12 protein-coding genes are annotated in these 18,838 nt (G+C 72.1%); 4 read left to right on the top strand and 8 right to left on the bottom strand.

Features of this window, described 5'->3' with window-relative positions; genetic code table 11:
• The first annotated feature begins 17 nt into the window (after positions 1 to 17).
• Positions 18 to 1,007: a tetratricopeptide repeat protein gene (locus tag AB0G02_RS12850; RefSeq protein WP_360793167.1), complete on the top strand. Its 990-nt coding sequence runs from the start codon at positions 18 to 20 to the stop codon at positions 1,005 to 1,007.
• Between the two features lie 389 nt (positions 1,008 to 1,396).
• Here the strand turns inward: AB0G02_RS12850 and AB0G02_RS12845 are convergent, their stop codons facing one another.
• From AB0G02_RS12845 to AB0G02_RS12835, 3 genes are all read right to left on the bottom strand, one after another.
• Positions 1,397 to 2,833: a neutral zinc metallopeptidase gene (locus tag AB0G02_RS12845; protein ID WP_360793165.1), complete on the bottom strand. Its 1,437-nt coding sequence runs from the start codon at positions 2,831 to 2,833 to the stop codon at positions 1,397 to 1,399.
• A gap of 62 nt (positions 2,834 to 2,895) precedes the next feature.
• A complete protein-coding gene (locus AB0G02_RS12840) occupies positions 2,896 to 4,269 on the bottom strand; it encodes a neutral zinc metallopeptidase (RefSeq protein ID WP_360793163.1) in 1,374 nt (457 codons plus the stop codon).
• Positions 4,270 to 4,295: 26 nt separating this feature from the next.
• Positions 4,296 to 5,507, bottom strand: a complete 1,212-nt coding sequence (locus AB0G02_RS12835) for an MFS transporter (RefSeq protein ID WP_360793161.1) — start codon at positions 5,505 to 5,507, stop codon at positions 4,296 to 4,298.
• A gap of 119 nt (positions 5,508 to 5,626) precedes the next feature.
• Here AB0G02_RS12835 and AB0G02_RS12830 point away from each other — a divergent pair, with 119 nt between their 5' ends.
• A complete protein-coding gene (locus AB0G02_RS12830; RefSeq protein ID WP_360793159.1) occupies positions 5,627 to 6,340 on the top strand; it encodes a metalloregulator ArsR/SmtB family transcription factor in 714 nt (237 codons plus the stop codon).
• A gap of 45 nt (positions 6,341 to 6,385) precedes the next feature.
• Here the strand turns inward: AB0G02_RS12830 and glgB are convergent, their stop codons facing one another.
• The 4 genes from glgB to AB0G02_RS12810 all read right to left on the bottom strand — a co-directional run bounded on the left by glgB (position 6,386) and on the right by AB0G02_RS12810 (position 13,779).
• A complete protein-coding gene (gene glgB, locus AB0G02_RS12825; RefSeq protein WP_360793157.1) occupies positions 6,386 to 8,542 on the bottom strand; it encodes a 1,4-alpha-glucan branching protein GlgB in 2,157 nt (718 codons plus the stop codon).
• The gene (locus AB0G02_RS12820) at positions 8,539 to 9,879 is read right to left on the bottom strand and encodes an aminoglycoside phosphotransferase (protein ID WP_360793155.1); all 1,341 of its coding nucleotides are present in this window, start codon (positions 9,877 to 9,879) and stop codon (positions 8,539 to 8,541) included. The genes glgB and AB0G02_RS12820 overlap by 4 nt, the downstream gene beginning before the upstream one ends.
• Before the next feature lie 5 nt (positions 9,880 to 9,884).
• The gene (gene treS, locus AB0G02_RS12815; RefSeq protein WP_360793153.1) at positions 9,885 to 11,696 is read right to left on the bottom strand and encodes a maltose alpha-D-glucosyltransferase; all 1,812 of its coding nucleotides are present in this window, start codon (positions 11,694 to 11,696) and stop codon (positions 9,885 to 9,887) included.
• Between the two features lie 103 nt (positions 11,697 to 11,799).
• Complete coding sequence (locus AB0G02_RS12810) at positions 11,800 to 13,779, bottom strand: alpha-1,4-glucan--maltose-1-phosphate maltosyltransferase (RefSeq protein WP_360793151.1); 1,980 nt, start codon at positions 13,777 to 13,779, stop codon at positions 11,800 to 11,802.
• A 531-nt stretch (positions 13,780 to 14,310) separates the two neighbouring features.
• On the opposite strand from AB0G02_RS12810, the gene glgP reads away from it, so the two are divergent.
• Positions 14,311 to 16,881, top strand: coding sequence for an alpha-glucan family phosphorylase (gene glgP / locus AB0G02_RS12805; protein WP_360793149.1), 2,571 nt, complete (start codon positions 14,311 to 14,313; stop codon positions 16,879 to 16,881).
• Between the two features lie 140 nt (positions 16,882 to 17,021).
• A complete protein-coding gene (locus tag AB0G02_RS12800; protein ID WP_360793147.1) occupies positions 17,022 to 17,537 on the top strand; it encodes a hypothetical protein in 516 nt (171 codons plus the stop codon).
• 79 nt (positions 17,538 to 17,616) lie between these two features.
• Here the strand turns inward: AB0G02_RS12800 and AB0G02_RS12795 are convergent, their stop codons facing one another.
• Entirely contained in the window at positions 17,617 to 18,741 is a 1,125-nt protein-coding gene (locus tag AB0G02_RS12795; RefSeq protein ID WP_360793145.1) for a hypothetical protein, read from the bottom strand.
• Positions 18,742 to 18,838 lie beyond the last annotated feature (97 nt).

Genomic DNA, 18,838 nt, shown 5'->3' with positions numbered 1-18,838 from the left:
GCCGGACTCGTGCCAGGATGGAAGGCGTGACAAGGCCAGACCCCCGAAAGACCGCCGCACTGTCCGCCGCGCTGTCCGGGGCGGTCGACCTGGGCGCGCTGAAGGCCCGGGCCGACGCCGCGAGGCAGCGCGCCGCCACCCCACCCCCGTCGTCCGGCGGGGCCGGAGCTCAGGACGCCGGTCCGAGCCCGTGGGTGCTGGACGTCACCGAGGCGACGTTCCAGTCGGTCGTCGAGCGCTCGCTGGACATCCCCGTCGTCGTCGAGCTGACCGCCTCGTGGAGCCCCGAGGCGGGCCAGCTCTCGCCCGTTCTCGAACGCGCGGCCAGGGCGGGCGGCGGCACCTGGCTGCTGGCCAGGGTCGACCTGGACGCCAACCCGCGCATCGGCCAGGTGTTCGGCGTGCAGTCGGTGCCGACCGTGGTCGCGATCGCCGGCGGCCAGCCCCTCGACGCGTTCGCCGGGCCGCTGCCGGAGGCCGAGTTCGGCCAGTGGATCGCCCGCCTGCTCGACGCCCTGCGCGACCGCCTGCCGGGCATCAAGGCGGCGGAGGCGAACCGCGGCGCGCAGCCCGGCGCGGAGCCCGTGGCCGAGCCCGAAGACCCGCGCTTCGTCGCCGCTGAGGAAGCCTTCGAGCAGGGCGACTTCGCCGCCGCCGAGGCCGCGTACGAGGCGATCCTGGCCGCCGAGCCCGCCAACGCCGAGGCGAAGGCGGCCCTGGCGCAGGTCCGCTTCACCGCGCGGGCCGAGGCCGTGACGCCGGACGTGCTGGCGAAGGCCGACTCCGACCCGGACGACGTGGACGCCCAGCTGGCCGCCGCGGACCTGGAGGTCTCGACCAACGACGTCGAGCAGGCCTTCAAGCGCCTGGTCGACACGGTCCGCCGGGTCTACGGCGAGGACCGCGACCGGGTCCGCGAGCACCTGGTGAGCCTGTTCGAGCTGTTCCCGCCGGACGACGACCGGGTCGCCAAGGCCCGCCGCAACCTGGCCAGCGCCCTGTTCTGACCGCACCACGCCACAAGGGGTCCCCCGCGCAGGGGGACCCCTGTTTTTTATTCTGCCGGCGAAGTCCGACGAACTTCGAGACCACCGATGCGACCTGTGGACAACCTCGATCGGGCACGACACGACACGGCACGGCACGGCACGGCACGGCACGGACGGTATGACCCGGCACGGCACCACCTGGCATGCAGGATCTGGCCCGGCCCGGCACCACCTGGCCCGGCACGACCTGGCACGTCCCGCCCGCCCACCGAGGCGACCCGCTCCGGACGTCCAGCCGAGCGTGGCGGGGCGTGTCCGGCAAGGCGTGGAGCGGGGCGGTCAGCTAGGCGTCGAGCAGGGTGCCCCAGCCGGGCGTTGAGCGGAGCGGCATCGGGTGGGGCGAGGGGTCAGCCCGCGTACTTGCGGGTGCACAGGCCCGCGCCCTGGTAGAAGCCGTCGCGGAACGACTCGACGCGGGCGAAGCCGGACGGCACGACGGTGCCGTTCACGTCCGCCGCGATCAGGCTCTTGTCGACCAGCAGCTCGGCCACGGCCTCGTCCAGGTCACCGGACGACAGCCGCAGCTTCGCCTTGCCCCCGGTCGTCGTCCCGGCCCACGCCCCGGTCAGGCAGGCCGTGCGCAGCCCGGCCGCCGGCCCCTCCAGCCCGTACCCGGTCGCCTTCTGGATCGACAGCGCGAACCGCGACGCGATCTCGGCGAACGCGGCGAAGTCACCGATCCCGCCCTTCTGCCCGCGCTTCGGCGGCGTGCCGATCTTCACCAGGTCCGGCAGGTCGACGGAGATCGAGTTCGTCGAGGGGCAGTACGCGGCGGGCGAGGTGTCGCCGCCGTCGGTGCACGTCGCGGACGAGGAGGTGGAGATCGACGGCGGCGTCGCGCCCGCCTGGTTGAACGCCTCCCGCAGCGACTCCTCCAGCAGGTCCAGCGACCGCTGGTCGTCCACCTTCAGGTTGCCCTTGCCCTGCCCGGTGTCCTGGTCCTGCGAGTCGAACTTCTGCTGCGTGATCCGCGACTTGACCTCGGCCTCGTCGATCTGCGCGCACCGCTCCGGGTCGCCCGCGAACCCGAACTGGAACGCCGCCACCCGGTCGAACGCGCTGCCGTGCGCGCCCTGCTTCTCGGCCGACGTGCCGGCCGCGTCGCGGATGAAGAACATCGTCGCCAGCACCTGGTTCAGCCCCGGCCCGGTGGACAGGCGGAAGTGCTTGGCCTTGCCCTCGGCCACCCAGCGGAAGAAGTTGCCCGCGTAGCAGTCGGCCTGCTGCTCCTTGATGATCGACGGCGTGGACTGGTTGACGCCACCCTCGGCGCCGAGCTTGTACTGGATCGCGTGGCCCATCTCGTGCGCCAGCACGGTCACCACCGACATCGGCCCGAACGCGTCGTCGAGCATCGGCAGCAGCTCGCCGCGGTCCCAGGCGATCGAGTCGTCCAACGAGCAGTAGAACGCGTTCGCCACACCCGCGGTGTTGGTGCGGCAGATCTCCACGCCCTTGCCGGTGGAGTCGTAGGACACCAACCGCTTCACCGGCTCGAACTGCCGGTCGAAGTGCTCGGGCAGCTGCTCGGTCCAGTACTCCTCGACGTCGGCCAGCGTGTTGATGGCGAGCCGGTCCATCTCGCCGCCGTCGCCGTTCTCCACCCGCAGGTCGGCGTCCGGCACACCCGGCTTCGCGCCGCTCTCACCGGTGGTGATGTCCAGCCCGGCGACCTTGGTGACGTCCGGCCGCTCCGACCGGCCGTGCCCGCTCACCGCCTGGGTGCACCCGGTCAACGCCAACGCGGTGGCGAGCGTCGCAGCAACCCAAGCCCGTCGAGCCATGCCCAAGCCCCATCCCGGTCGTGCCGATCCAAGCCCGAACCCTACTGGGCCGACCCGCGCGGCTAGGCCAGACCGCAGGCTTTCGTGCCCTCCAGGACGCCGCCGCGGAACACGTCGACCCGCTTGAAGCCGGGCCCGAGCACCGCCGAACCCGTCGCGTCGCGCGCCGCGTAGTCGTAGGCGAGCAGCACCTGGACCGCCTCGTCCAGGTCGCCGGGGGAGAGCCCGAACCCCTTCTGCCGGTCGAACACCTCCCGCGTGTACGCGCCCGCCAGGCACAACGCGCCGGCCGCGGCCTTCTCGCCCTCCAGCTCGACCCCGAGCGCGGCCATCGCGGCCAACCCGTACCGGCTGGCCAGCAGCACGCCGGTGGCGTAGTCACCGATCCGGGCGTGCAGCTCGGGCAGGTCGGCCTCGACCTCGACCTCCACCGACTTGTCGGCCGGGCAGAACGCCACCGGCCCCTGGTCGCCGGAGCAGTCCGGCTCCTCCTGCACGGGGGTGGCCTTCGGGTCGGTCCACGTCTTGCCCGCCTGCGTGACCAGGGCCTTGTAGTAGGCGTTCAGGTCGGGGGTGATGCTCTCCAGCATCTCGTCGAACGGCAGGTTGCCGTTGCGGTCCCGGTCGTCGACCGTGGTGAACGACTTCTGGGTGAAGCCGCGGTTGTCGACCGTCATGGCCGCGCAGAACTTCGTCCCCTGCTGGTAGCCGTCCTGGAACGCGGACACCCGGTCGAACGCGTTGCCGTGCGCGGACCGGTCGCTGGGCGAGGTGCCGACCGGGTCGCGGAACTTGATCAGCGCGCCGAGCGCCGAGTCCAGCGTGTCCGAACCGATGTCGAGGTGCTCGGACTTGCCGTCGTTGACCCACTTGGTGAACGCGCCCGCGAAGCAGTCGGCCATCGCCTCGGTGAGGATCGTGGGGTACTTCTGCGGCTCACGCCGTTCGGCCTCGGTGATGCCCATGCGGCTCTGCACGGCGTGGCCCATCTCGTGCGCCAGCACGATCACCACGGCGGCGTCGCCGAAGCGGTCCTTGAGCACGGGCAGCAGCGCGGCGCGGTCCCAGGCGATCGCGTCGGCGCTGGGGCAGTAGAAGGCGTTGCCCTCGACGTCCTTGGCCAGCTCGGTGCACGGCGGCGGCTTCGCCGCGGGGTCGGAGGTGTCGACCGAGTAGATGCCGCCCTCGATCGACCGCCACGGCTTGTCGAACGCGTCCGGGAACGCGTCCTTCCAGAACGTGTCGATGTCGGTGATGGCGGTCGCCGCGAGCTGGTCGATGGCGCTGCCGTCGGTGCCCCGGATGAAGCCGGTGTCGACCTTGCCCCTGGTGACGGTCTCGCCCGCCAGGGGCTTGCCCGGGATCGCCTGCGCACAGGCGGTAGCCGTGAGCAGGACGGTTGCCAGCAGGACCAGCCGAGCCGATGCGAGCCGCATCCGTCCATTGTGCCTGCCGCGACCCCCTACGGGGTCGTCTTGACGACCTCCGGTGGCGACGGCTCCGGCTGCCGGGTGCGCACCGCCCACCTGGTCAGCGCCGGCACGGGCGCGGCCGCGGCGAGGAAGATCACGGCCACGGCGACCCATCCGGCCGCGCCGAACCCGCCGAGGGCGAAGGTGAAGACCGCGGGCCCGAACAGCTGCACGGTGGCGGTCGCGGCCTCGTTGACGCCTTGGTACGCGCCGCGCGACTCCTCCCGCATGAGGTTCACCGACAGGCCCCAGTTCGCGGCCACGTACCCCAGCTCACCGACGACGTGCAGCAGCGCCGCCACGACCACGACCGCCACGCCCACCGCCCCCGAACCGCCCGCCGTGGTGGCCAGCAGCACGCAGCTCGCGGCGAGGACGGCCCCGGACCACACCACCGTGCGCGCCGCCTGGGCGGGGGAGCGGGCGAAGCGGGCGAACGGCACCTGGAACACCGCGATGCCCACCGAGCCGACGACCACCACGACCCCGCCCAGGGTCAGCGGCAGGTCCGTCGCGCGGGACAGCCACAGCGGCAGGCCGGTCGACATCATCGCCCAGCACAGCGTGAGGACCGACGTGACGGACACGACGGCCACGTAGGGGCGGTCGCCCAGCACCGCCCGAGCGCCCGCGCGCCGGCCCTCCTGCGCCGAGGGCTTGCGGACCAGCAGCGTCGTCACCGCGAGCACCCCGAACGTGACCGCGTTGCCGACGATGGCCGCGGTGTAGGCGGAGCGGCTGTCGGCCGTCAGCACGACCGCGCCCAGCCCCGCCCCGATCGCGTAGCCGACGTGCTGCGCCACGCGCTGCTGCGCCAGCGCCCGCACCCTGCCGGCGTTGTCGGGGACCAGGCCCGCGATCAGCGCCGTCCGGACCGCGTTGCCGCCGTTGGCGGGCGCGGTGAACGCCACCGTGACCGCGAGGAACGACCACGTGCCGTCCACCACCAGGTAGGAAACCATGGCGAGGGCGCGCACGACGATGATCGCCACGAGCACGAACCTGGGGTCGAACCGGTCCGCCAACCCGCCGAGCGGCACCGCCGCGACCAGCCCGACCGCGCCCGCCACCGCCATCCCGACACCCACCGCGACCAGCGGCAGGCCGAGCACGCGGGTGAAGAACAACGCCCAGGTGGTGAACCACAGGCCGTCACCGAGCGCCGAGACACCGCGGCCCCACAACAGCACGCGCAACCCCATCGGCATTCACCCTTCACGGTTCACTGAATGGTGCATGGACGGTAACGCGGCCCGCGCCGGCCCGCAATCGCCATTCAGGAAGTCGTGAAGGGTAGGATTCGACCCGGAGGTGGAGGCGCGTGGCGGGGTGGATCGACTCGGGCAACGCCGTCCAGGCGGCGGTCGTCGCGCTGGCCCGGGAGCTGTCCGACCCGGTGCGCCTGACCTCGCTCCAGCTGCTCGCCGCCGAAGGGCCGCACACGATGGTGCAGCTGGCCGACGCGATGGGCGTCTCCGCGCCGCGCCTGGGCAACCACCTCGCCCGCCTGCGCGCCGCCGGCCTCGTCACGGTCGAGCACACCGGGCGGCACGCGGTCTACCGGGTCGCGCGCGGCGACATCACCGACGTGCTCACCGCCCTGGCCCGCTACGCCCACCAGGGCGAGCTGACCGCGCCGCCGCGCGAGTCGTCACCGGTCGACGTGGCCCACACCTGCTACGACCACGCCGCCGGCCGCCTGGGCATCTCGGTGTTCGCCGCGCTGGTCGACGGCGGCGCGCTCCGACCGCCCGACGGCCGCACGGGCGAACTGGCGCTCGGGGCCGACCTGACCCCGTTGCACCGCCTCGGCGTCGACCCGGGAGCCGCCGATCCGCGCCGCCGCCTGGCGCTGGCCTGCCTGGACCGCACGCACCGGGTGCCGCACCTGGGCGGCGACCTCGGCCGGCTCGTGCTCGACGCGTTCGTGGCCGACGACCTGGTCCGCCGTCAGGAGGGCACCAGGGAGCTGCTGCTCACCGGCCGGGGGGCCGAACGGCTGCCCGAGCTGCTGCCCACCTTCGTCCCGGCATGAAGCAGGGGCCCTCGACGAGGGCCCCTGCGACGGGAGGACGACCGGTCACTCCTCCGGCGCGAGCCAGAGCACGCCCGCGGGCGGCAGCTGAAGCACCGCCGACGCCGGGCGCCCGTGCCACGGGTGCTCCTCCGCCTCGACCGCGCCGAGGTTGCCGACGCCGGACCCGCCGTAGATCTCCGAGTCCGTGTTCACCACCTCGCGCCACCGACCCGCGACCGGCAGGCCCACCCGGTAGTCGCGGTGCGGCTGGCCGGCGAAGTTCGCCACGCACGCCAGCACCGAGCCGTCCTCACCGATGCGCAGGAAGCTCAGCACGTTGCCCGCCGAGTCGTTCGCGTCGATCCACGAGAACCCCTCGGGCTTGTTGTCCGCGCTGTAGAGCGCGGGCGAGGCCGTGTAGACGCGGTTCAGGTCACCGATCAACCGGTGCAGGCCGGCGTGCAGCGGGTCGTCGAGCAGGTGCCAGTCGAGCGACCGGCTCTCCGACCACTCGCCCCGCTGCCCGAACTCGCCACCCATGAACAGCAGCTGCTTGCCGGGGTGCGCCCACATGAACGCCAGCAGCGTCCGCAGGCCCGCGGCCTTGTTCCAGTCGTCGCCGGGCATCCGCTGCCACAGCGACCCCTTGCCGTGCACGACCTCGTCGTGCGACAGCGGCAGCACGAAGTTCTCGCTCCACGCGTACACCAGGGAGAACGTGATCTCGTTGTGGTGGAACGAGCGGTGCACCGGCTCGCGCGACAGGTAGTGCAGCGTGTCGTGCATCCAGCCCATGTTCCACTTGAAGCCGAACCCGAGGCCGCCCAGGTGCGTCGGCCGCGACACGCCCGGCCACGCCGTCGACTCCTCCGCCACCATCACCACGCCGGGGTGGCGCTTGTAGACGGTCGCGTTCAGCTCCTGCAGGAACCGCACCGCGTCCAGGTTCTCCCGGCCGCCGTACTGGTTGGGCAGCCACTGGCCTTCCTGCCGCGAGTAGTCCAGGTAGAGCATCGAGGCCACCGCGTCGACCCGCAGGCCGTCGATGTGGAACTCGTCGATCCAGTACAGGGCGTTGGCGACGAGGAAGTTGCGCACCTCGTTGCGGCCGAAGTCGAACACGAGCGTGCCCCAGTCGGGTTGCTCGCCCCGGCGCGGGTCCGCGTGCTCGTACAGCGGGCTGCCGTCGAACTTGGCCAGCGCCCACGAGTCCTTCGGGAAGTGCGCGGGCACCCAGTCCATGATCACGCCGATGCCGCGCTGGTGCAGCACGTCCACGAAGTGCCGGAAGTCGTCGGGCGAGCCGAACCGCGAGGTCGGCGCGTAGTACGACGTCACCTGGTAGCCCCACGACCCGCCGAACGGGTGCTCGGCCACCGGCATCAGCTCGACGTGCGTGAACCCCGCGTCCACCACGTAGTCGGCCAGCTCCTCGGCCAGCTCCCGGTACCCCAGGCCCGGCTTCCACGAGCCCAGGTGCACCTCGTACACGCTCATCGCCGCGTTGATCCACTGCGTGGCGTCCCGCTTGGCCCGCCACTCCTCGTCGCCCCACTGGTGCGCCGAGCGGGTCACCACGGACGCCGTGGCGGGCGGCGTCTCGGTCGCGAACGCCATCGGGTCGGCCTTCTCGTGCCACTGACCGTCCCGGCCCAGGATCCGGAACTTGTACCGGGTGCCCTCGGTGATGCCGGGGATGAAGATCTCCCACACCCCGGACGAGCCCAGCGACCTCATCGGGTTCGCGCGGCCGTCCCAGCCGTCGAAGTCGCCGCACACCCGCACACCGCGCGCGGTCGGCGCCCACACGGCGAACGAGACGCCCGAGACGACGCCGTCGGGCGTGTCGTAGGTGCGCACCCGCGCGCCCAGCACGTCCCACAGCCGCTCGTGCCGGCCCTCCCCGATGAGGTGCAGGTCCAGCTCTCCGACGGTCGGCAGCCAGCGGTACGGGTCGTCGACCTCGACGACGTCGTCGCCGTACTCGACCTCCAGGCGGTAGTTGCCGCCGGGGTGCTCGGGCAGGTCACCGGCGAACAACCCGTCGGTGACCCGGTCGAGCTCGAAGCGCTTGTCCTTCGCGATCACCGCCACCGCGGTCGCTCCCGGCCGCAGCGCCCGCGCGACCACGCCGTCCTGGACGTGGTGCACGCCGAGCACCGAGTGCGGGTCGTGGTGCGCCCCGGCGAGCAGCCGGTCGACGTCCTCGGGCGAGATCATGACTGCACAGCTCCCTCTCCGGTGATCCGGGCGATCGACGACAGCGGGACCGTCAACCACTCGGGCCTGTTCGCGTGCTCGTAGGCGACCTCGTACACGGCCTTGTCCAGCTCGAACGCCCGCAGCAGGTAGCCGCGCTCGCGCGGGTCGCCCACCGAGTCGGACGCCGCCTCCGCGTAGCCCTCGGTGAACGCCGCGCGGTTGCGCCGCGCCCACTCCAGCGCCCGCACGGTCAGCTGGTGGTCCTCCGGCTGGCCGACCAGGAGCTGGTGCGCCGCGTAGTCGAAGGATCGCAGCATCCCGGCCACGTCGCGCAGCGGCGAGCGCAGCGCGGTCCGCTCCGCGATCGGGGAACCCGGCTCGCCCTCGAAGTCGATCAGCAACCAGCCCTGCACGGTCCGCAGCACCTGACCCAGGTGCAGGTCGCCGTGGATGCTCTGGACGGCGATCGAGTCCGGCGTGTCCCGCGCCCGCTCGAACGCCTCCCGCAGCGCGGGCACGTACGGCTGGAGCTCGGGCACCGCGGCGGCCACCGAGTCCAGCCGCGCGGTCATCGCCCGCACGGTCCGCTCGATGTCGTCGGCGTCCGCGTGCTGCGTGCCCAGCGCGCGTTCCAGGTCCGCGTGCACGGTGGCCACGGCCTGACCCAGCCGCTGCGCCTCGCCGGCGAAGTCGCCGCCCACCTCGTCGGCGTGCAGGTCGGCCTCGGCCATCAGGTCGCGCACGCTCGTGGTGGCCATCGCCCAGCCGTCCACCGCGTCCGGCAGGAACTGCTGGAGCATGCCGACCGTCGTGGTCTGCCCGTCCAGCTTGCCGGTGATCGACCCGAGCGGCTGGGCGATGTGCTCGCACCCGACCTGGCGCAGCGCGCGGTGCAGCACCAGGTCCGGGTTCTCGCCGTAGGTCAGCTTGCGGAACAGCTTGAGGATGTACTGGCTGCCGAACACCAGCGAGGTGTTGGACTGCTCGGACGTGATCGGCCGGCCGCGCAACCCGGTCTGCAGGTCCACGCCCGGTTCGTGCGCGAACCGCAGCCCGTCGACCTCGGCGCCCTCCGCGACCAGGTCGAGCAGCACACCCGTCAGCTCCGGCACGTGGGTCGCGTCGTAGTTGTCCACGTGGTCGGTGATCAGCAGCTGGTAGGGCTCCCGCCGGTCCGGCTGCTCGACCTCGACGACCAGGTGCACCAGCACCGGGTCGTCGGTCCGCAGCACCGTCGTGCGCAGCGGGCGGATCGAGGTGACCGGGCGGTCCTTGCCGCCGAACCACCGCTGGGCGGGCAGCCACTCGGGCAGCTCGGCCATCACCTTGTCGACCAGGTCGTGCGGTTCGGTCACGTCCATCACCTCGGCTCGCTGTCGTCGTCGGCTTCCACGAGCTGGAACCAGTAGAAGCCGTGACCGGGCAGGGTCAGCAGGTAAGGCAGGTCACCCACGGTGGGGAAGACGACCCCACCGGTCAACTCGACGGGCCTGCTGCCGTGGTGCTCGGACAGGTCCAGCTCCACCGGCTGCGGGAACCTCGACAGGTTGTTCACGCACAGCACCACGTCCTCGTGCCCGTCGGGGCGCAACCACCGCCGACGGTAGGCCAGCACGCTGGGGTTGGAACCACCCAGGTCGGTGAAGTCGCCCTCCGCGAACGCGTGGTGCTGCTTGCGCACCTCGATCATCCGCCGGGTCCAGTGCAGCAGGGACGACTGGTTGTTCAGCTGGGCCTCGACGTTGAGCGCCTGGTAGCCGTACACCGGGTCCATGATCACCGGCAGGTAGATCCGGCCGGGGTCGCAGCTGGAGAAGCCCGCGTTGCGGTCGGGGGTCCACTGCATCGGCGTGCGCACCGCGTCGCGGTCGCCCAGCCAGATGTTGTCGCCCATGCCGATCTCGTCGCCGTAGTACAGCACCGGCGAGCCCGGCAGGGACAGCAGCATCGCGGTGAACAGCTCCTGCTGGTTGCGGTCGTTCTCCAGCAGCGGGGCCAGTCGCCGCCGGATGCCGATGTTCGCCTTCATCCGCGGGTCCTTGGCGTACTCCGCGTACATGTAGTCGCGCTCTTCGTCGGTGACCATCTCCAGCGTCAACTCGTCGTGGTTGCGCAGGAAGATGCCCCACTGGCAGCCGTCCGGGATCTGCGGCGTCTGCGCCAGGATCTCCGAGATGGGGAACCGCGACTCGCGCCGCACCGACATGAAGATGCGCGGCATCAGCGGGAAGTGGAACGCCATGTGGCACTCGTCGCCGCCGACCTCGGGGTTGCCGAAGTACTCGACCACGTCCGACGGCCACTGGTTGGCCTCCGCGAGGAGCACCCGGCCGGGGTACTCGTCGTCCACGACCTTGCGGCAGCGCTTGAGGAAGTCGTGCGTGCGCGGCAGGTTCTCGCAGTTCGTGCCCTCGGCCTCGAACAGGTACGGCACGGCGTCGAGCCGGAACCCGTCGATGCCGAGGTCGAGCCAGAACCGCAGGGTGTCCAGCATGGCTTCCTGGACGTGCGGGTTCTCGAAGTTCAGGTCCGGCTGGTGGGAGAAGAACCGGTGCCAGTAGAACTGGCCGCGCACCGGGTCGTAGGTCCAGTTGGACGACTCGGTGTCGACGAAGATGATCCGCGCGTCCGCGTAGCGCTGGTCGTCGTCGCTCCACACGTAGTAGTCGCCGTACGGGCCGTCGGGGTCGAGCCGCGACTGCTGGAACCAGGGGTGGGCGTCGCTGGTGTGGTTGAGCACCAGGTCGGTGATCACCCGGATGCCCCGGCGGTGCGCCTCGTCCAGCAGGTACACGAAGTCCTCGACCGAACCGAACTCCGGCAGCACCGCGCGGAAGTCGGAGATGTCGTACCCGCCGTCGCGCAGCGGCGAGGCGTAGAACGGCGGCAGCCACAGGCAGTCGACGCCGAGCCACTCCAGGTAGTCCAACCGGGACGCGAGCCCCCGCAGGTCGCCGGTGCCGTCGCCGTTGCTGTCGCTGAACGCGCGCACCAGCACCTCGTAGAACACCGCGCCCTTGAACCAGTCGCGCTCGCGCGGCACCAGCTTGGCCGACCGGAAGTCCTCGGCCTGCGGTTCCACCAGCAGGCCGTCGGCGCCGATGGCCTCGCCGGTGTGCGGCACGTTCTCCAGGCCTACCAGCGCGGCGTCGGGTCGGGCCTCTTCTTGCATGTGTGCTCCACCTCGTCCCACCTCATTGGGGGTGCGTCGGATCGTCCCTCGTGCTCTTCGGCGGGCACGGGGACTCGGTAAAGGGGACCGGGTCGGTACTGCGCTAGCTGGTGAAGCGGCGCTGCACGCCGACGACGTGCGCCGGAGCGCGCCAGGGTTCCAGGCGGACGTAGTTCGCCTGACCCCAGTCCCAGGTCTCCCCGGACACCTCGTCGTGCGCGATCAGCCGCTCGTGCCAGTCGGCGCCCAGCGCGGGCAGGTCCAGCCAGACGGTGCCGTCCTGCGCGTTCTGCGGATCGAGGTTGACCACGACGACGACCGTGTCGCCGGTGCCGGGATCCTGCTTCGAGTAGGCGATCAGCGCCGGGTTGTCGACGTGGTGGAACCGGAGTGTTCGCATCTGCTGCAACGCCGGGTGCGCCCGGCGGATCGCGTTCAGCTTGCGCAACCACGGTTCCAGCGACCGTCCCTCGGCCACCGCCGCCGCGTAGTCGCGGGGGCGGAGCTGGTACTTCTCCGAGTTCAGGTACTCCTCGCTGCCCGGTCGGACGGCCTCGTGCTCGAACAGCTCGTAACCCGAGTACACACCCCAGGTCGGCGCCATGGTCGCCGCCAGCGCCGCGCGCAGCGCGAACATGCCCGGACCGCCGTGCTGCAGCGACTCGTGCAGGATGTCGGGGGTGTTGACGAACAGGTTGGGCCGCGCTTCGTCCCAGTGCTCGACCAGTTCGGCGCCGAACTCGGTCAGCTCCTCCTTGGTCGTGCGCCAGGTGAAGTAGGTGTAGCTCTGCGTGAAGCCGAGCTTGGCCAGGCCGTACAGGCGGGCCGGGCGGGTGAAGGCCTCCGACAGGAACAGCACGTCCGGGTGCCGGTCCTTGACCGCCCAGATCAGCCACGCCCAGAAGTCCGGCGGCTTGGTGTGCGGGTTGTCCACCCGGAAGATGCGCACCCCGTGGTCGACCCAGTGCAGCACCACGCGCAGCACCTCGTTGTAGAGGCCCTGGGGGTCGTTGTCGAAGTTGACCGGGTAGATGTCCTGGTACTTCTTCGGCGGGTTCTCCGCGTAGGCGATCGAGCCGTCGGGGCGGGTGGTGAACCACTCGGGGTGCTTGAGCACCCACGGGTGGTCGGGCGCGCACTGCAGCGCCAGGTCCAGCGCCACCTCGATGTTCAGCTCCTCGGCGCGGGCCACGAACGCGTCGAAGTCCTCGATCGTGCCCAGCTCCGGGTGGATCGCGTCGTGCCCGCCCTCGTCCGCGCCGATGGCCCAGGTCGAGCCCGGGTCGTCCTCGGTGGCGGTCAGGGTGTTGTTCGGGCCCTTGCGGTTCACCCGCCCGATCGGGTGGATCGGCGGCAGGTAGGCGACGTCGAAGCCCATGGCCGCGATGCGGTCCAGCTCCTTGGTCGCGGTGACGAACGTGCCGTGCACCGGGACGCCCGACTCGTCCACACCGCCCGTGCTGCGGGGGAAGAACTCGTACCAGGACCCGAACGCCGCGCGCTTGCGGTCGACCCACAGCTTCTGCGGCTTGCCCTTGGTGATCAGCTCGCGCACGGGGTGGTCGTGCATGACCTGGCGGACGTCGGTCGCGAGGGCCGGCGCGACCCGCTCGGCCAGGGGCCGGTGCTCGTCGCGCAGCGCGGCGGCCGCGTTGAGCAGCAGCGGCTTGTCCTTGCGCCGGTCCGGCCTGCGGCTGACGCGGTCGAGCAGGAGCGCGCCCGCCTCCAGGTCGTTGTGCAGCTCGTCGGCGCCCTGGCCCGCGGCGACCTTGACCTCGACGGCGTGCAGCCAGGTGGCCCACGGGTCGCTCCAGGCGTCCACCCGGAACGTCCAGGCACCCTCGGCGTCGGGGACGACCGTGGCGGCCCAGCGGTCCAGGCCGATGCCGTGGGGGACCATGCGCGTCTGTCTGGCGACCCGGTCGTTCGGCCCCCGCCACACCACGGTGGCGGCCACGGCGTCGTGGCCCTCGCGCCACACCGTGGCCTCGACCGGCACGTGCTCGCCGACCACGGCCTTAGCCGGGTAGCGACCACCGCTCACGGTCGGGGAGACGTCGTCGATTCCGAGTCGCCCGCTCATCGGCAGCAGCGCCCCTCTCACCTGGTGTGACGCTTGCATGGTCAAGTTTGCCCGCAGCGTCTTACCACGCCTTCGCCGGGCCCGTGCTTTTTGTTCGTACCCCTTCTGGTTGGATTACAACCGTGGCGTGGCGTGCGTCTCGTCATGGAAGAACAAGGTCCCACTGTGTGATAGGCGCCACGTCATCGCCGTGCGGACGATCAACGGTCACACGATCGTGCGGTTGACCGACCCCCGTGATCCACCGGGTCGACGCCCGCCGGCGCGCAGCGCGTCGTCGGTGACGGTGAAGTCCTCGGGCGGCTCGGCCCGGAAGACCGCGCGTCGGCGGTCCGGGCGGAAGGCCGCGGAACGGGCGCTCGGCCGAACGGAGCAGCGGAAACCCCGGCCCGGCGTCCCGGTAACGGCTTGCGCAACGCGGGCGAAATAACTTGCAGCGCGGCGTTTTCGCTGGTGGAGCTGTATCGGTCCCTGCATCGGTACGGGTGACCGTTGCTCCGCACCGCTGGATGGGGGATAAGGTCCGACGACATGCGAGCACTTCGCCGGTTCACCGTCCGAGCCAGCCTGCCCGAGCCGCTGGCGGCCCTGGGCACCCTCGCCACCAACCTGCGCTGGACGTGGCACCAGCCCACCCAGGACCTGTTCGCGTCGATCGACCCGGAGCTGTGGGTCGAGAGCGGCGACCCGCTGCGCCTGCTGTCCGTGGTCGCGCCCGAACGCCTCGACGCGCTGTCCCGCGACGAGCAGTTCCTCACCCACGCCCGCGCGCTGGCCGACGACCTGCACCGCTACACCACCGGTCCCCGCTGGTTCCAGCGCCGCCAGGACGAGCTGCGCCAGCGCCGCGAGCACGGCGACCACGACTCGCACCCGCTGCCGAACGCCGTCGGCTACTTCTCCATGGAGTTCGGCGTCACCGAGGCCCTGCCGAACTACTCCGGCGGCCTCGGCGTGCTGGCGGGTGACCACCTCAAGGCGGCCTCCGACCTGGGCGTGCCGCTGATCGCGGTCGGCCTGCTCTACCGGTCGGGCTACTTCCGCCAGGCGTTGAGCCTGGACGGCTGGCAGATCGAGCACTACCCCGTCCTCGACCCGCGCGGCCTGCCGCTGGAGCTGCTCACCGAGCCGTCCGGCGCACCGATCCTGGTGCACGTCGCCATGCCCGGCGACCGGGTGCTGCGCGCGAAGGTCTGGAAGGCGCAGGTCGGCCGGATCCCGCTGCTGCTGCTCGACTCCGACGTGGAGGAGAACGACGAGGACCTGCGCGGCGTGACCGACCGCCTCTACGGCGGCGACCAGGACCACCGCATCCGGCAGGAGATCCTGGCGGGCGTCGGCGGCGTCCGCGCCGTGCGCACGTTCTGCGACCTCACCGGCCACCCCGCGCCCGAGGTGTTCCACACCAACGAGGGCCACGCGGGCTTCCTCGGCCTGGAGCGCATCCGCGAGCTGGTCACCGGCGAGGGCCTGGACTTCGACCAGGCGCTCGCCGCGGTCCGCGCGGGCACGGTGTTCACCACGCACACCCCGGTCCCGGCGGGCATCGACCGCTTCCCGGTCGACCTCGTGCAGCACTACTTCGGCTCCGAGACGCTGCTGCCGGGCGTGAACACCCAGCGCGTGCTGGCCCTCGGCGCGGAGGACAACCCCGGCCTGTTCAACATGGCGCACATGGGCCTGCGGCTCGCGCAGCGCGCCAACGGCGTCTCCAAGCTGCACGGCACGGTCAGCCGCGACATGTTCCGCGGCCTGTGGCCGGGCTTCGACGCCTCGGAGGTGCCGATCGGCTCGGTCACCAACGGCGTGCACGGCCCGACGTGGGCGGCGACCGAGATGAGCAGGCTGGTCGGTGACACCGAGGAGTCCGGCGTCGGCCTGCACGGGTTCGAGCCGGTGACCGACCAGCGGCTGTGGGAGCTGCGCAACGACCTGCGCGCCAAGCTCGTCCACGAGGTCCGCCGCCGCACGCGCGCGTCGTGGTTGCAGCGCGGCGCGTCGGCGCTGGAGCTGGGCTGGACCGACTCGGTGTTCGACCCGGACGTGCTGACCGTCGGCTTCGCCCGCCGCGTGCCCACCTACAAGCGGCTCACGCTGATGCTGCGCGACCCGGAGCGCCTGCGGGCGATGCTGCTGCACCCGGAACGGCCCGTGCAGCTGGTCGTCGCGGGCAAGTCGCACCCGGCCGACGACGGCGGCAAGGCGTTGATCCAGCAGATCGTGCGGTACGCCGACGACGCGGGCGTGCGGCACCGGATCGTGTTCCTGCCCGACTACGACATGTCCATGGCCCGGTACCTGTACTGGGGTTGCGACGTGTGGCTGAACAACCCGATGCGCCCGCTGGAGGCCTGCGGCACGTCCGGCATGAAGTCCGCGCTCAACGGCGGGCTCAACCTGTCGATCCGCGACGGCTGGTGGGACGAGCTGTACGACGGCAGCAACGGCTGGGCCATCCCGACCGCCGACGGCATCACCGACCCGACCCGGCGCGACGACCTGGAGGCCGCCGCGCTGTACGACCTGCTCGGCAACCAGGTCGCGCCGTTGTTCTACGACCGCGGCGAGGACGGCGTGCCGACCCGCTGGCTGGGCATGGTCCGGCACACGCTGGCCTCGCTCGGCCCGGCGGTGCAGGCGTCGCGGATGGTGCGCGAGTACGTGGAGAACCTGTACGCGCCCGCCGCCTCGTCGGCCGCCTCCGTGGTCGGTGAGGGCTTCCGGGGCGCGAAGGAGCTGGCCGCGTACCGGCAGCGGCTGCGCGCGTCGTGGACGCGGGTGCGGGTGCTGGACTCGGAGATGTCGCTGGACGGTTCGGCCACGCCCAACCTCGGCTCGCCGGTCGGCGTGCGGGCGCGGGTGGAGCTGGCCGGGCTGGAACCGTCCGAAGTGGACGTCCAGGTCGCGCTGGGCCGGGTCGGTGACTCCGACGAGCTGCACGACGTGGTCACGCACGGCATGCGGTACGCGGGCAACGGCAACTACGAGGCCGAGGTGCCGCTGCCGCACGCGGGCGCGGTCGGCTACACGGTGCGCGTGCTCCCGAGGCACGACCTGCTCGCGTCGCCCGCGGAACTCGGCCGGGTCGTGCTGGCCGGTTAAACCGCCCGATCAGATGGCCGCCGGGTGACCGGTGGTCATCTGATCCGACAATTGTTCACGCTTTCGCACCGCTATTCTTCGGTCGGGTGAATTCGCGATCCCCGCTGTGAGGCGATGCTATTCGCGCTTACGCTTCCGGTGTGCAGAAGAAATGCGTGACGATCGGATCTTTGCTCGCCGTGCTGCTCGCCACGGCGGTCGTCCCGGCCGCGACGGCGGCGCGGGAAGCCGCCGCCGAACCGCCCGCCGCGTGCGCCGGGATGGTGTCGCAGCTGGCGGACTCGGTGAAGAAGGTGGTCGAGCCGCTGGCCGCCGCGCCGCCCGCGCCGGACAAGGCCGCCACGCCGCTGGCCGACACGCTCGTGCTGCTGGTGGGCATGACGGCGGCGAAGTGCCTGCCCGCGCCGCCGTTGAGCAAGCCGCCGGCGGAGGTGCGGTTCCAGGGGCCGGAGCTGTGCCTGTCGCACTCGATGGCGGTGTTCGCCGGTGCGTTCAGCGTGCTGAGCAAGATCGTGCCCGGTGCCGTGGCGCCCGATCCCGGGAAATTGCGCGGAGAGGTGCAGGGCTGGCTGAAAACGCTGAACGACGCGTTGCAGAATTGCGGTCTGCCCGCGCCGGCCGGCGGTATGCCGACCCTGCCGAACCCGCCCGCATAACGCACCGCGTCGACTGCGCCGGCGCCACGCGACCGGGCCGCCGGACCCGACCCGGCCGGCGGGTCGGGCGGTCGACCGGTCAGGCGATGTCGAGCCGGGCGGCCGTCTCCGCGACGCGGGGCATCCAGCCGGCCAGCGCGCGGGCCTCGACCAGCGTCTCGCGGGCCGCCGCGTTGTCACCGGCCGCCATCTGCGCGCGGGCGATCGTGGCCAGGGCGTCGGCGCGGGCCAGGCCGCTCTCGCTGGTCGCCTTGGCCTGCGTGGCCAGGGCGAGCGCGGCGGCGTGGTCGTCCTCCAGCAGGGCGAGCTGCGCCAACGTGCCCGTGCAGCGGTGGCGCGGGTAGCCGAGCTGCATCGCGCCGTCGGCGGCCCGCTTCGCCGCCGGCACGCCGACCTCCGCGGGCACCTGGCCGTCCTCCACCGCGTTGGCCGCGGAACTGGCCATCTCCGCCAGCACGAACGCCATGTCGCGCGGCTCCAGGTCCGTGCGGCCGACCAGGGCGCTGACCGCGTGCAGCGCCTCGCCGTACCGGCGGCGCAGCGTGAGCACGGAGACGCGCGCGCCGATCGAGACCAGCAGCGTGGGGTGGCGTTCCACGAGCTCGTCGGCCAGCGCCTCGGCCCGGTCGAGGTCACCGACGGCGATCGCGTCCGACACCTGGTTGACCAGCGGCGTCGCCTCGAACTCCGCCGCCGTCCGCCCCGTGACGCGGGGCAGCCCGAACAGGAACCAGCCGGGCGAGGTGGTGCCCGCGCCGCGCCGCGGCCACAGGCCGTTGACCAGCACCGCCGTGCCGGCGACCGCGAACCCGCGCAGGAAGTCCCGGCCGCTGTCCGACCAGCCCGGGGCGCCGAGCCAGGCCACCGCCACGACCGCCGTCGACAGCACCGCGGACGTCAGGCCGGTCAGCCACAGCCGGCGGCGGACCGGCGGCTTGATCGACGTCAGGCCCACCGACATGAGCAGCGGGACCACCCGCCACACCACCCGCAGGTGGGGCCGCGTCCACGTGCGCACCTCGCCGCCGACGCCGATCGCCACCAACGGCACCCGGACCCCGAACACCGCCGCGCCGAGCAGCAGGCCGAGCTGGAACACGGCGAGGACGGCCCACGCCCCGACCGCGGCCCCGCCGAACGAGGCCACACCCGGACGCCAGACCACGAGGACGACCAGGACCAGCCCGGTCAGCACCTTCCACACGAACCTGGAGACGCTACCGCCCGCTCCCCGGTTCCCACCCCTGGACGTTCAACTCACCGATCCCGGACGTAGGACACGCCCGTTCCGAACGTAGGAC

The organism is Actinosynnema sp. NPDC023658 (assembly GCF_040639995.1).
In the GTDB taxonomy this organism is placed as follows: Bacteria; Actinomycetota; Actinomycetes; order Mycobacteriales; family Pseudonocardiaceae; genus Actinosynnema.
Note: the sequence above shows the minus strand (reverse complement) of the source record. Positions and strands in the feature narration are given on the sequence as shown.

Coding starts and splice junctions, on each gene's coding strand:
- AB0G02_RS12850 (WP_360793167.1), top strand. CDS start 18: ATGGAAGGCGTGACAAGGCCAGACCCCCGAAAGACCGCCGCACTGTCC.
- AB0G02_RS12845 (WP_360793165.1), bottom strand. CDS start 2,833: ATGGCTCGACGGGCTTGGGTTGCTGCGACGCTCGCCACCGCGTTGGCG.
- AB0G02_RS12840 (WP_360793163.1), bottom strand. CDS start 4,269: ATGCGGCTCGCATCGGCTCGGCTGGTCCTGCTGGCAACCGTCCTGCTC.
- AB0G02_RS12835 (WP_360793161.1), bottom strand. CDS start 5,507: ATGGGGTTGCGCGTGCTGTTGTGGGGCCGCGGTGTCTCGGCGCTCGGT.
- glgB (WP_360793157.1), bottom strand. CDS start 8,542: ATGATCTCGCCCGAGGACGTCGACCGGCTGCTCGCCGGGGCGCACCAC.
- treS (WP_360793153.1), bottom strand. CDS start 11,696: ATGCAAGAAGAGGCCCGACCCGACGCCGCGCTGGTAGGCCTGGAGAAC.
- AB0G02_RS12810 (WP_360793151.1), bottom strand. CDS start 13,779: ATGAGCGGGCGACTCGGAATCGACGACGTCTCCCCGACCGTGAGCGGT.
- glgP (WP_360793149.1), top strand. CDS start 14,311: ATGCGAGCACTTCGCCGGTTCACCGTCCGAGCCAGCCTGCCCGAGCCG.